11 protein-coding genes are annotated in these 12,553 nt (G+C 62.9%); 7 read left to right on the forward strand and 4 right to left on the reverse strand.

Going from position 1 to position 12,553, the window contains the following annotated elements:
* Window positions 1–67: 67 nt before the first annotated feature.
* The 4 genes from PspS04_RS21130 to edd are packed head-to-tail and all read right to left on the reverse strand — an operon-like array spanning window position 68 to window position 5,065.
* On the reverse strand, window positions 68–1,537 hold the full coding sequence (locus PspS04_RS21130; RefSeq protein ID WP_095169825.1) for an ATP-binding protein: 1,470 nt from the start codon (window positions 1,535–1,537) through the stop codon (window positions 68–70).
* Window positions 1,527–2,258, reverse strand: a complete 732-nt coding sequence (locus PspS04_RS21135; RefSeq protein ID WP_095169826.1) for a response regulator — start codon at window positions 2,256–2,258, stop codon at window positions 1,527–1,529. Before PspS04_RS21135 ends, PspS04_RS21130 begins: the two co-directional genes overlap by 11 nt.
* Before the next feature lie 33 nt (window positions 2,259–2,291).
* A complete protein-coding gene (locus PspS04_RS21140; RefSeq protein WP_095169827.1) occupies window positions 2,292–3,242 on the reverse strand; it encodes a glucokinase in 951 nt (316 codons plus the stop codon).
* A complete protein-coding gene (gene edd, locus PspS04_RS21145) occupies window positions 3,239–5,065 on the reverse strand; it encodes a phosphogluconate dehydratase (protein WP_095169828.1) in 1,827 nt (608 codons plus the stop codon). Before edd ends, PspS04_RS21140 begins: the two co-directional genes overlap by 4 nt.
* Before the next feature lie 224 nt (window positions 5,066–5,289).
* On the opposite strand from edd, the gene gap reads away from it, so the two are divergent.
* The 7 genes from gap to PspS04_RS21180 all read left to right on the forward strand — a co-directional run bounded on the left by gap (window position 5,290) and on the right by PspS04_RS21180 (window position 12,504).
* Entirely contained in the window at window positions 5,290–6,291 is a 1,002-nt protein-coding gene (gene gap / locus PspS04_RS21150; RefSeq protein WP_159997601.1) for a type I glyceraldehyde-3-phosphate dehydrogenase, read from the forward strand.
* A gap of 54 nt (window positions 6,292–6,345) precedes the next feature.
* Window positions 6,346–6,810 (forward strand): methylglyoxal synthase, encoded by a 465-nt coding sequence (locus tag PspS04_RS21155; RefSeq protein ID WP_159997603.1) that lies wholly within the window; start codon window positions 6,346–6,348, stop codon window positions 6,808–6,810.
* A 78-nt stretch (window positions 6,811–6,888) separates the two neighbouring features.
* Window positions 6,889–7,407, forward strand: a complete 519-nt coding sequence (locus PspS04_RS21160) for an RNA polymerase sigma factor (protein WP_159997605.1) — start codon at window positions 6,889–6,891, stop codon at window positions 7,405–7,407.
* Between the two features lie 119 nt (window positions 7,408–7,526).
* A complete protein-coding gene (locus tag PspS04_RS21165) occupies window positions 7,527–8,498 on the forward strand; it encodes a FecR family protein (RefSeq protein WP_159997607.1) in 972 nt (323 codons plus the stop codon).
* Window positions 8,499–8,618: 120 nt separating this feature from the next.
* Window positions 8,619–11,207: a TonB-dependent receptor gene (locus PspS04_RS21170; RefSeq protein WP_159997609.1), complete on the forward strand. Its 2,589-nt coding sequence runs from the start codon at window positions 8,619–8,621 to the stop codon at window positions 11,205–11,207.
* A gap of 122 nt (window positions 11,208–11,329) precedes the next feature.
* A complete protein-coding gene (locus PspS04_RS21175) occupies window positions 11,330–11,938 on the forward strand; it encodes a biliverdin-producing heme oxygenase (protein WP_159997611.1) in 609 nt (202 codons plus the stop codon).
* Window positions 11,939–12,108: 170 nt separating this feature from the next.
* Window positions 12,109–12,504 (forward strand): YbaN family protein, encoded by a 396-nt coding sequence (locus PspS04_RS21180; protein WP_095169835.1) that lies wholly within the window; start codon window positions 12,109–12,111, stop codon window positions 12,502–12,504.
* Window positions 12,505–12,553 lie beyond the last annotated feature (49 nt).

Genomic DNA, 12,553 nt, shown 5'->3' on the forward strand with positions numbered 1-12,553 from the left:
CAGGAAATCCACCATCCGTCCCTGTGGGAGCGGGCTTGCCCGCGATCAACGATTACGCGGTCCCTGATTAATCCACACTGCGCGGCAACTGCAACGTCACCCGCAACCCACCCTCGCGCAAATTCTGCAAACTCACTTCGCCGCCATGGCTATGGGCGATGTTGCGCGCAATCCCCAATCCCAGGCCATACCCCTGCTGCTTCCCGGCCAGGCGAAAGTGTGGCTCGAACACTTGCTCCAGGCGCTGCTCCGGCACACCCGGGCCCTCGTCGTCGACATGCAGGATAAACGCGCTGTCATCGTCATCGATGTGCAGGTGGGCGGTCTGTCCGTACTTCAGCGCATTGTCGATCAGGTTGCCGATGCAGCGCTTGAGCGCCAGCGGTTTGCCCGGATACGCCGTGAGCGCCCGCCCCTGCTGGGTCACGCGGCCGTTGCCGTTGGGCGCCAGGTAAGGTTCGACCAGGCATTCGAGCACGTGATTGAGGTCCACCGGCTCGATGTTCTCGTGAATGTCGGTGTCCTTGACGCATTGCAGCGCGCCCTTGACCAGCAGCTCCAGCTCGTCCAGGTCGCGGCCGAACTTGGCCTGCAACTGCTCGTCGTCCAGCAGTTCGACCCGCAGCCGCAAGCGCGTGATCGGCGTACGCAGGTCATGGGAAATCGCGCTGAACAACTGGCTGCGCTCGGTCAGGTAGCGGCTGATGCGTTCGCGCATCGCATTGAATGCACGGCCCACTTCGACCACTTCGCTGCCGCCGCCCTCGGCCACCGGCAGCACGTCGGCGCCCAGGGACATGTCCCGCGCTGCCCGCGCCAGGCGCTTGAGCGGCCGGCTTTGCCAGTGCACCAGCAGCCCGATGAACAGCAGCAGGAAGCCGCTGGTGAGGACGATGAACCACACCTGCTGCGACGGCAGGCCCTGTTCTTCAAGGCTGGTGTAGGGCTCGGGCAACAGGGAGGCGATGTACAGCCACTCGCCCTTGGCCAGTTTGATCTGGGTCACCAGCACCGGCGGGTTGACCGGCTCCAGCGTCAGCGCGTAGTGCGCCCAGGAGCGCGGCAATTCATCGAGCTTCAAGCCGCCATTGAAGATCCGCAGATCATCCGGGCTGACAAACTGCACGGAAATATCGGTGTCGGCCCCCAGCGAAGTGCGCAGCACCTCGTCCACCGCGGCCAGCACCGCCTGCTTGCGCGGGGTAGCGGGCAGCAGTTGCATGTCCAGGGGTTTGTCGTTGAGGGTCACTACAAATCGGGTGCCGCCCATGCTGCGTAATTGGTCCAGCACCAGCGGCCGATAGGCCACCGGCAACGAGCGGAAGTAACTGACGCTGGCGTTCATTGAATGGGCCAGGCTGCGGGCGGCGGTCACCAACCCTTCGAGCTGGGTGGCGCGCAACTGCGAGACCCAGATCACGCTCGACAGGGCTTGGGCGAACAGTACCGCCAGCAACGTCAGCAGCAGCATCCGCCCCAGCAGCGAGCGCGGCACCGGGACCTTGCGCAGCAGCCGGGCGAAGAACTCAGTGACCATTGCTGGCGACCACGCTGGCCGCCAGTTGGTAACCGCTGCCGCGCACGGTGCGGATCAGCCGTGGCGGCTTTTCGGTGTCGCGCAGGCGCTGGCGCAAGCGGCTGACCGCCATGTCGACAATCCGGTCCAGGGGCATCAGGTCGCGGCCCCGGGTGGCGTTGCCGATGGTGTCGCGGTCGAGGATGGCCTGGGGGTTATCGAGGAACAGTTTCAGCAAGGCAAAATCGGCGCCGGAGAGAATCACCTCCTCGCCGTCGGTGTGAAACAGCCGGTGGCTGACCATGTCCAGCCGCCACTCGTCGAAAGCCAGCACTTCGCCGCCCGAACGCTCCTGGCCGAACTGGGCCCGGCGCAGCAGGGCCTTGATCCGAGCCTGCAATTCACGGGGACTGAAGGGTTTGCCCAGGTAGTCGTCGGCGCCCAGTTCCAGGCCAATGACCCGGTCGGCCTCGTCGGAACTGGCGGTGAGCATGATGATCGGCACATGGGCCTGGCGTGGGTGCTGGCGCACCCAGCGACACAGGCTGAAGCCGTCTTCGTCGGGCAGCATCACGTCGAGGATCACCAGGTCGCAAGGCGCGTCGTTCAGCGCCTGGCGAAACCCCGCGCCATCAGGCGTGGTACGCACCTGAAAGCCGGCACGACTGAGGTACGTGTCCAGCAACTCGCGTATTTCCTGATCGTCATCGACCAACAAAATCGACTTGTTGACTGAGCTCACGGGCGGTTTCCTTATTGTTATGAAGGGGGCGGATTATGCTTGCTCGAGCGCCACACCCGCGCCCACCAGGCCGGAATACGGGGCTGTCACCAGCCACACCGGTATGCCCTTGAAGTAATCGCTCATGCAGCCCTTGTCGGCAAAACAACGGGCGAAGCCACTTTCCAGGAAAAAATCGGCAAACCGCGGGATCACCCCACCGACAATGTAGACCCCGCCACGGGCACCGGTGGTCAGCACGTTGTTGCCCGCCACCCGACCCAGCCAGCAGCTGAACTGCTCAAGTACTTCGCGGGCAATCGGGTCGCCGGCCAGGCCAGCGGCGGTGATGGCTTGCGGGGTGTCGAGTGTTGGCGCGTGCCCGTCCACCGCGCAGATCGCCCGGTACAGCCGTGGCAAACCACCGCCGCTGAGCACGCTTTCTGCGCTGACATGGCCAATTTCGTTATGCAGGTGCTGCCACAACTGGGTTTCCCGCACGCTGCTCAACGGCAGGTCGACATGCCCGCCCTCACCCGGCAGGGCCGCCCAACGCCCCTGCCCCTGATCGAGCAAGGTGCCGACACCCAGGCCCGTGCCCGGGCCGATCACCACCGCCGGGCGCAGCGGCTCGGGGGTGCCGGCGCAGACCAGGCGAAACTCCCCCGGCTGCAGGCGCGTCATGCCCAGGGCCATGGCCGAGAAATCATTCACCAGCAACAGTTGCTCCAGTTGCAAGGCCTGGCAGAACGCCTTGCGACTCAGGCGCCAGTGGTTGTTGGTGAAACGAAACTCATCGCCACTGACCGGGCCGGCCACCGACAGGCAGACCGCACCGATCGCTCCGGGCGCCAGGCCCAGACCCTGGAGATAGGCACCAATGGCATCTTGCGGACAGGCAAAGTCGGCTGTCGCCAGCACCTGGACCGACTCCAGTTGCTGGTCTTTCCACAAGGCAAAACGTGCATTGGTACCGCCAATGTCACCGACCAGCGCTAGTTTCACTTAAGGGTCTCCAGGGCAGAGGTAAAGGCGCTGGCGCCCTGCTCTGCCGAGCTGAAGGCCATGCGCATGAAACCGAACAGTTCGCGCCCGCAACCAATGCCGTTATCCAGCAGACCAGTGGCCGGGGTACGCGCGTCAAATTCAGCGGCGTCCACCAGCACTTGCAAAGTGCCTTTGACGCCATCGACGCGGATGATATCGCCCTCTTGCACGCGGGCCAAAGCGCCACCGACAAAAGCTTCAGGGCTGACGTGAATGGCCGCCGGGATTTTCCCCGACGCGCCGGACATCCGCCCGTCCGTGACCAGTGCCACTTTGAAGCCGCGATCCTGCAGCACGCCAAGGAACGGGGTCATCTTGTGCAGTTCCGGCATGCCATTGGAACGCGGGCCCTGGAAGCGCATCACGGCAACAAAATCCTTCTCCAACAGGCCAGCCTTGAACGCATCGGCCAGGTCCTGCTGATCCTGGAACACCATGGCCGGAGCCTCGACCACCTGATGTTCCGGGGCTACCGCCGAGACTTTCATCACACCGCGCCCCAGGTTGCCTTCCATCACCCGCAGGCCGCCTTCGGCCGAGAACGCCCGGGCCACCGGCCGCAGGATGTTTTCATCGAGGCTTTCGCTCGGGCCTTCGCGCCATACCAACTGACCGTCCTCGAGGAACGGCTCCTGGGTGTAGCGGCTCAGGCCGTGGCCGGCCACGGTGTTGACGTTTTCATGCAGCAGGCCGGCCGCCAGCAGTTCACGAATCAGGAACGACATGCCGCCAGCCGCCTGGAAGTGGTTGATGTCGGCCTTGCCGTTCGGGTAGACGTGGCTCAGGGTCGGCACCACCTCGGAGAGGTCGGCCATGTCCTGCCAGGTCAGTTGGATGCCTGCCGCCATGGCAATCGCCGGCATGTGCAGGGTGTGGTTGGTCGAGCCGCCGGTGGCGTGCAGGGCCACGATCGAGTTGACCAGCGAGCGTTCGTCGACGATTTCGCCGATCGGCATGAAGTTGCCGCTCTGCTTGGTCAGGCGCGTGATCTGGAACGCCGCCTCGCGGGTCAGGGCATCACGCAACGGGGTGTTCGGGTTGACGAACGAAGCACCCGGCAGGTGCAGGCCCATGACTTCCATCAGCAACTGGTTGGTATTGGCAGTGCCGTAGAAGGTGCACGTGCCAGGGCTGTGGTAGGACTTCATTTCCGACTCCAGCAGCTCTTCGCGGCTGGCCTTGCCTTCGGCGTAACGCTGGCGAACGTCGGCTTTTTCCTTGTTGGAAATCCCCGAGACCATCGGGCCGCCCGGGACGAAGATGGTCGGCAGATGACCAAAACGCAGCGAGCCCATCATCAGGCCCGGGACGATCTTGTCGCAGATGCCCAGCATCATCGCCGCGTCGAACATGTTGTGCGACAGCGCCACGGCGGTCGACAGGGCGATCACTTCACGGCTGGCAATCCCCAGCTCCATGCCCGGCTCGCCCTGGGTCACGCCGTCACACATTGCCGGGACACCGCCGGCGAACTGGCCGACCGAGCCGATCTCGCGCAGCGCCTGCTTGATCTGTTCCGGGTAGGTCTCGTAGGGCTGGTGCGCCGAGAGCATGTCGTTATATGACGAAACAATTGCCACGTTGGCCGCGTTCATCATCCGCAGGCTTTGCTTGTCTTCGGTGCCACATCCGGCCACACCGTGGGCGAAGTTGGCACATTGCAGCTTGCCGCGCATCGGGCCATCACTGGCGGCGCCGCGAATCAATGCAAGGTAAGCCTCACGGGTAGCGCGGCTACGGGTGATAAGCCGTTCGGTGACCTCAAGTACGCGGGGATGCATGTGTAGAACTCCAGGCTAACGGATATGGCGACCTGTTCGTGTCTATGCTGATCAAGAGGCGTCCACGCGGGCAGCGTTTGACGGTTTTCTTGACCAATCGGACCAGTTGATTCAGGTCACTCGTTGTAGATAGAACAAAATATTGCCACTAAAAAGGCTTGTTTTCTATTTTTATGCGAATAATCTTGTAATTCCAACAACAAAACGACGGCGGCGCTGTTCAAATGACTCTTCGAATCGCAATCAATGGTTTTGGCCGTATCGGCCGCAACGTCCTGCGGGCACTGTATACCCAAGGCTACCGTCAGGATTTGCAGATCGTCGCCATCAACGATCTGGGCGACAGTTCGATGAACGCTCACCTGCTCAAGTACGACACCGTGCACGGCACGTTTGATGCCCAGGTGGAACACGACCAGGAGAGCCTGACGGTCAACGGCGACCGCATTGCGGTCAGCGCCATTCGCAACCCGGCCGAACTGCCATGGGCTGCAGAAAAGATCGACGTAGTGTTCGAATGCACCGGTCTGTTCACCGACCGGGCCAAAGCCGCCGCGCATATTAGCGCCGGCGCGCGCAAAGTGATCATCTCGGCACCGGCCAAGGGCGCGGATGCCACCGTGGTCTACGGGGTCAACCACGACATCCTGCGCCAGTCACACCAGATCATCTCCAACGCCTCGTGCACCACCAACTGCCTGGCCCCGGTGGCCCAGGTGCTGCACCGCGAACTGGGCATCGAGAGTGGCCTGATGACCACCATCCATGCCTACACCAACGACCAGAACCTGACGGACGTCTACCACAGCGACCCGTACCGCGCCCGCTCCGCCACCCAGAACATGATCCCGAGCAAGACCGGCGCCGCGGAAGCGGTGGGCCTGGTGCTGCCAGAGCTGGCCGGCAAGCTGACCGGCATGGCCGTGCGTGTGCCGGTGATCAACGTCTCCCTGGTGGACCTGACCGTGCAGCTCAAGCGCGACGCCACGGCCGATGAGGTCAACGCGCTGCTGCGCGAAGCCAGCCAGCACTCGAAAATCCTCGGCTACAACACCCTGCCCCTGGTTTCCAGCGACTTCAACCACAACCCGCTGTCGTCGATTTTCGACGCCAACCACACCAAAGTCAGCGGCAAGCTGCTCAAGGTGCTGGCCTGGTACGACAACGAATGGGGGTTCTCCAACCGCATGCTGGATAACTGCCTGGCGCTGTGCAACGCCGAATAAGCAATGCGGGAGCTGCCACCGGCAGCTCCCCTCTGGTTTTGTTGGAGCCCCCCGATGATCGGCATCACCTTCACCGAAAAAACCATGGCGGCGCGCAAGCGCATCGCCCTGGTCGCCCATGACCACTGCAAGGTGTTCCTGCTCGACTGGGCCGAGCGCCAGAAGCACAAGCTCGCCCAACACCAACTGGTCGCCACCGGCACCACCGGCCTGTTGCTCAGCCAACGCCTGGACCTGCCAGTGGAAAGCATGATCAGCGGCCCACTGGGTGGCGATCAGCAGCTCGGGGCGCAAATCGCCGAGCAACGCGTAGACCTGCTGGTGTTCTTCTGGGATCCCTTCGAACCACAACCCCACGACCCGGACATCAAGGCACTGCTGCGAGTAGCGGCCGTCTGGAACATTCCAGTGGCCTGCAACGAATGCAGCGCCGACTACCTGCTCAGCAGCCCGCTGCTGGATCAGCCACACGCCCATCGGATCCCTGATTACCCGGCCTACCTACAAGGTCGCCGATAATTCCTACAGAAAGAAGCGCTTGACCTTTGACATAGATGATAAGCATTATCATTCGCTTGAAATCGATCAGGTCCTACTGTGAGTCAAGCGCACTTCAACCACGTCTTCCTCGCTCAGCGCGTCTCGCTGCTGCGCACATTGGAGCGGATGGTCAATAACCACAGCACCGCCGAGGACCTGTTGCAGGAAACCTACCTGCGCGTGACCCGGGCGTTGAGTGAGCGGGCCATCGACCACCTGGAACCCTTCGTCTTTCAAACTGCCCGCAACCTGGCGCTGGACCACCTGCGCGCCCGCCGTATCCAGTCACGCACGATGCTCGAGGACGTACCGCTGGAGGTAGTGCAGAACGTTGCCGCGCCGCTGAGCAGTGCCGAGGACGCCGCCCATGCCGAACAGATGCTCGAACGCTTGAACATCAGCCTCAACCAACTGACCCCACGCCAACAACAGATTTTCATCCTCAGCCGTCTGCACGGCCACAGCTACCTGGAGATCGCCGAGAAGCTCAGCGTGTCCCTGAGCACCGTGCAAAAGGACCTGAAGCTGATCATGGCGATCTGTGTCGGTGTCGCCGATCGTCTCAACGGCCGTTGAGTCGCTCGGTCCATTGTTTTGCACACCTGCGTCAGGGCGTCGGCTTTGTTACCCTTAGCCGAGGTTTGTAGCACTCTTATCCAAAACCAGCCGCGCGCAGACGTGGCCGAGGAACACCCGTGACGGACAGCCACCACTCCCACCCGCCAACCCCGGCGCGGGATTCAGCCAGCACCTCGGCGATGGATCAAGCCCTGGACTGGCTGATCGTGCTGGACAGTCCGAGCGAGGAGCAAAGCCGTGAATTTCACGCCTGGCTCGCCGCCGACCCGCGCAACGCCGAAGCCTTCGCCATGGCCCAGGCCGTCTGGGACGGCCCGCAAGTGGCACAGTGCGCGCAGACCCTGGACAGCGCCAAGCGCAAGGTCAGCGTGCTCGGGCGCTTGCGCCCACACTGGAAACCCCTGGCCAGCGCGGCAGTGCTGCTGCTCGGCCTGTTCAGTTTCAGCAACCTGCCCATGCGCCTGCAGGCCGATCACCTGACCGTGGTCGGCGAGCGCCAGCGCCTGCAACTGGAGGACGGCTCGAAAGTCCTGCTCAACACCAACTCGGCCTTCTCCAGCACCATCAATGATCAACAACGCGTGGCTCGCCTGTTCCAGGGCGAAGCCTATTTCGAGGTAGCCGCCAATCGTGGCCTGCCCCTGGAAATCGATGCCGGGCCGGTCACCGCCAGCGTGCGCGATACCTCCTTCGCCGTGCGTTACCTGGACGGCGTCGCCCAGGTGCGGGTGCAGCGCGGCGATGTCGACCTGCGCAGCGCCCACAGCGATGCACGGGTGCGCTTGAGCGCAGGCGAAAGTATCCGTATCGGGCCCAATGGTTTCGATCAACCGGCCCGTCTCGATCCGGCGACAGACCTGGCGTGGGTCCAGGGCCGCCTGGTGTTCGAAAACTGCCCGCTGAGCCAGGTCCTGGCCGAGTTGCGCCGCTACTACCCGGGCTGGATCATCAACAACAACGAACAGTTGGCCAACGTTTCGGTCACCGGTAACTACCGCCTCGACCAGCCGCTGGACGTGGTCCGGTCGCTGGCTCACATCACCTCCGCCAAGCTCCAGGAGTTCCCGGCGCTGGTGATTTTGAACTGAATGAGAATTATTTTTACTCGATAGTCATTCGCCGTACGTCTCGTTATAGCCAATGCAATTGATTCGCATCCTTGATGCCAATCTGCACCTATAAGATTCGTGCGACACGGAGCGCTATCGATGTCCTCTCGCCTTACCCGCCAGTCCTCTTCACCATCCGCCCGCGTGCACAACTGCACGCTGTCCTTGCTGACCGCCGCCATGCTGCTGGCCGGCACCCAGGCTGCGCCTGTGATGGCCGCCACCCCGGCCCAGCAGCCAAGCCGCCAGATGGGCGACTACAGCTTCGCCATTGCCCAGCAGCCACTGGTCTCGGCGCTCAACGAGTTCACCGCCGTCACCGGATGGCAGGTCGGCTTGCCGGCAGAACTGGCAGAAGGCGTGGCCTCGCCAGGCGTGCACGGCGCACTGAGCCCGGAAAAAGCCCTGGATCGCCTGTTGGTGGGGACCAACCTGAGCTATCGCAAGCTGGGCAGCAACAACATTGCGCTGGAAAAACGCACCGCCGGCGGCACCCTCGCACTGCAGCAGATGACCATCAGCGCCACGCGCCAGGAGCAGAGCGTCGACAGCGTGCCCAGCACCGTGACCGTGCACACCCGCGAAGAGCTGGATCGCAACAACGTCAACACCATCAAGGACCTGGTGCGCTATGAGCCAGGCGTATCGGTCGGCGGTACCGGCACCCGGGGCGGCATCAGCGGCTACAACATTCGCGGCATCGACGGCGACCGGATCCTGACCCAGGTCGATGGCGTCGAGATTCCCAACGGCTTCTTCAACGGCCCGTATGCCAAGACCCAACGCAACTACGTTGACCCGGAAATCGTCAAGCGCGTGGAAATCCTCCGCGGCCCGGCCTCGGTGCTGTACGGCAGCAACGCTATCGGCGGCGCGGTGAGCTACTTCACCCTTGACCCGGAAGACATCATCAAGCCCGGCCAGGATGTCGGCGCCCGCCTGAAAACCGGTTACAGCTCCGCCGATGACAGCTGGCTGAAATCCGCCACCGTCGCCGGACGCGCCGATCAGTTCGATGGCTTGCTGCACTTCAGCCAGCGCGACGGTCACGAAACCGAATCCTACGGCCAAAACAACGGCACCGGCCTGGATCGCACCGCGGCCAACCCGGAAGACGTGCGCACCACTAACGTGCTGGCCAAGGCTGGCTGGAACTACGCCGAAGACGCCCGCCTGGGCCTGACCTACGAGAAGTACAAGGACCACCGCGACGCCGACCTGCAAAGCGCCGTCGGCGGCCCGTTCAACAATGGCCAGCCCCTGGGCATGTACCGCTCGCGCACCGGTGAAGAGACCGTCAGCCGCGAACGTTTTGGCCTGGAAAACAGCTTCGCCGTCGATGCCCTGCTGGTGGACAACCTGAAGTGGAGCCTGAACTACCAGATCGCCAAGACTGGCCAATCCACCCTGGAAAACTACTTCCCGTTCAGCCGCAACGTGATGCGCTCGCGCGAAACCCTCTACGAGGAAAAGCAGTGGGTGTTCGACGCACAACTGGACAAGGCATTCGCCATCGGCGAGACCGGCCATGTGCTGACCTACGGCACCACCATCAAACACCAGAAAGTCACCGGCTCGCGCACCGGCAGCGGCACCTGCCTGGCGGTAGGTCGTGGTTGCAGCGCCGTGGGTGCCATCAGCCCCAGCGATGTGCTGAAAAAATCCAGCGACTTCCCGGACCCGACCATCGACACCTACAGCCTGTTCGCCCAGGACCAGATCACCTGGAACGACTGGACCTTCATCCCGGGCCTGCGCTACGACTACACCAAGCTCAAGCCCCATGTCACCCAGGAGTTCCTCAACACCGTAGCGCCTGATGGCCTGGGTACGGTCAGCGACGAGAACAAGACCTGGCATCGGCTCTCGCCCAAGTTCGGCCTGACCTACGCCCTGGACGACAACTACACCTGGTTCGGCCAGTACGGCGAAGGTTTCCGGACGCCGACCGCCAAGGCCTTGTACGGTCGTTTCGAAAACGTCAACCCGGGCTACAGCGTGGCGCCGAACCCGGACCTGGAACCGGAAAAAAGCAAAACCTACGAGACTGGCCTGCGCGGCAACTTCGAGGCGGGCAACTTCGACATGGTGGTGTTCTATAACAAGTACCGCGACTTCATCAACGAAGACGCCGTGACCCCCGGCTACAACGAGCTGACATTCCAGAGCAACAACATCAAGCACGCCACCATCAAAGGCGTGGAGCTCAAGGGTCGCCTGAACCTCGATACCTTCGGCGCACCACAGGGCCTCTACACCAGGGGCTCGATCGCCTACGCCCACGGTCGCAACAATGACACTGGCGAGCCACTCAACTCGATCAACCCGCTGACCGGCGTGTTCGGCCTGGGCTATGACCAGGACAGCTACGGCGCCTTGCTCAGCTGGACCCTGGTGCAAAAGAAAAACCTGGTGGACGACAGCAGCTTCAAGTCGCCGGACGGCGTCAGCAGCCAGTTCAAGACCCCAGGCTATGGCGTGCTCGACCTGGCCGGTTTCTACAAGGTCAGCGACGACGTGACCCTCAGCGCCGGCGTGTACAACCTGGCGGACAAGAAATACTGGCAGTGGGACAACGTGCGCGGTTACGACAGCGTCGGCGAGGCCGCCGTGCTCAGCCCGGCCAACCTCGATCGCCTGACCGAGCCAGGCCGCAACTTCGCGATCAACCTGATCTGGGATATCTGATCGTTACCCGCTAATGGAAATCTCGTTGCGCCTTTTTCCCAGGCGCAGCGAGGATTTTTTACTGTGCTGCGCCTGCTGGTTCGTCTAGTTACCAAGCGCATCTCATTCTCAAGGACTTCTTCATGACCGCTGCCGATCCTACTCAACGCCCGAGCCTGCGTTCCCAACGCCTGAACCAGATCACCCACGAGCCCCATGCCAAGCTCGACGCCCTGGTCAAGGCCCATGCGCCGTTTGAAACCCAGGCCAACTTCGCCCGTTTTGTGGTGGCCCAGTACCTGTTCCAGTCGGAACTGGTGTCGCTGTACAACGATCCCAAGCTGATCGCCATCGTCCCCGACCTGGCAGAGCGCTGCCGCGCCGAAGCCGCCAAGGCCGACCTGGCTGACCTCGACACCCAGGTCCCGGCCCCGGTGGCAGGTGCCGTGCAACAGCCGAGCAAGGCCGAAGCCCTGGGCTGGCTGTTCGTTTCCGAAGGCTCGAAACTCGGTGCCGCGTTCCTGATCAAGCGCGCCGTAGGCCTGGGCCTGAGCGAAACCTTCGGTGCCCGCCACCTGGGCGAGCCGGCCGGTGGTCGCGCCGAAGGCTGGAAAAACTTCGTCAGGACCCTCGACGGCCTGGCATTCAGCGCCGAAGAAGAAGCCGCGGTCGATAAAGGCGCCATCGACGCCTTCAACCGCTTCACCGTATTGCTGGAGCAGGCTTACGCCACCGAACCTGAACTGGCCTGATTGAACCCCTGCCCTCCTGTAGGAGCCGAGCTTGCTCGCGATGACGGACTGACATTCACCATAGATGTCGCCTGATACACCGTTATCGCGAGCAAGCTCGGCTCCTACAGTTGGGCAGGGCAAACCTGTAGCCTTGCGATCCAACCTCGCGGTCAACCTCTGAATAATCCATGTCTCGCCTCGCTTCCTCCAAACTCGCGCGCATCCTCTTCGGCCTGCTGGCCTACGTCAGCCTGGGCATTGGCCTGATCGCCATTGTCGTGCCGGGGTTGCCGACCACCGAATTCATCCTGTTGGCCGCCTGGGCGGCGACCAAGAGTTCGCCGCGCCTGAGTGCCTGGCTGGAAAACCATCGGCTGTTCGGGCCGATCCTGAAAAACTGGCGCAACGGCAAGATTGTCGCGCGAAGAGCCAAGATCAGCGCCACCGCGAGCATGCTGCTGTGTGCCGGCCTGATGCTGGTGATGCTCGACCACGGCTGGCCGATCTACCTCGCCATCGCCGGCATGAGCCTGGGCAACCTGTGGATCTGGTCGCGCCCGGAGTCCCTGCCTCAAGCCTCCTGATATCTCCAGTCCCTGCCGCGCCAGCGACCGTTCGTCGGCTGTCGCTCAT

Source organism: Pseudomonas sp. S04, from assembly GCF_009834545.1.
Classification (GTDB): Bacteria; Pseudomonadota; Gammaproteobacteria; order Pseudomonadales; family Pseudomonadaceae; genus Aquipseudomonas.

Bases quoted from the DNA above. Each gene is read 5' to 3' on its own strand.
- PspS04_RS21130 (WP_095169825.1), bottom strand. From the start codon at position 1,537: ATGGTCACTGAGTTCTTCGCCCGGCTGCTGCGCAAGGTCCCGGTGCCG.
- edd (WP_095169828.1), bottom strand. From the start codon at position 5,065: ATGCATCCCCGCGTACTTGAGGTCACCGAACGGCTTATCACCCGTAGC.
- gap (WP_159997601.1), top strand. From the start codon at position 5,290: ATGACTCTTCGAATCGCAATCAATGGTTTTGGCCGTATCGGCCGCAAC.
- PspS04_RS21155 (WP_159997603.1), top strand. From the start codon at position 6,346: ATGATCGGCATCACCTTCACCGAAAAAACCATGGCGGCGCGCAAGCGC.
- PspS04_RS21170 (WP_159997609.1), top strand. From the start codon at position 8,619: ATGTCCTCTCGCCTTACCCGCCAGTCCTCTTCACCATCCGCCCGCGTG.
- PspS04_RS21175 (WP_159997611.1), top strand. From the start codon at position 11,330: ATGACCGCTGCCGATCCTACTCAACGCCCGAGCCTGCGTTCCCAACGC.
- PspS04_RS21180 (WP_095169835.1), top strand. From the start codon at position 12,109: ATGTCTCGCCTCGCTTCCTCCAAACTCGCGCGCATCCTCTTCGGCCTG.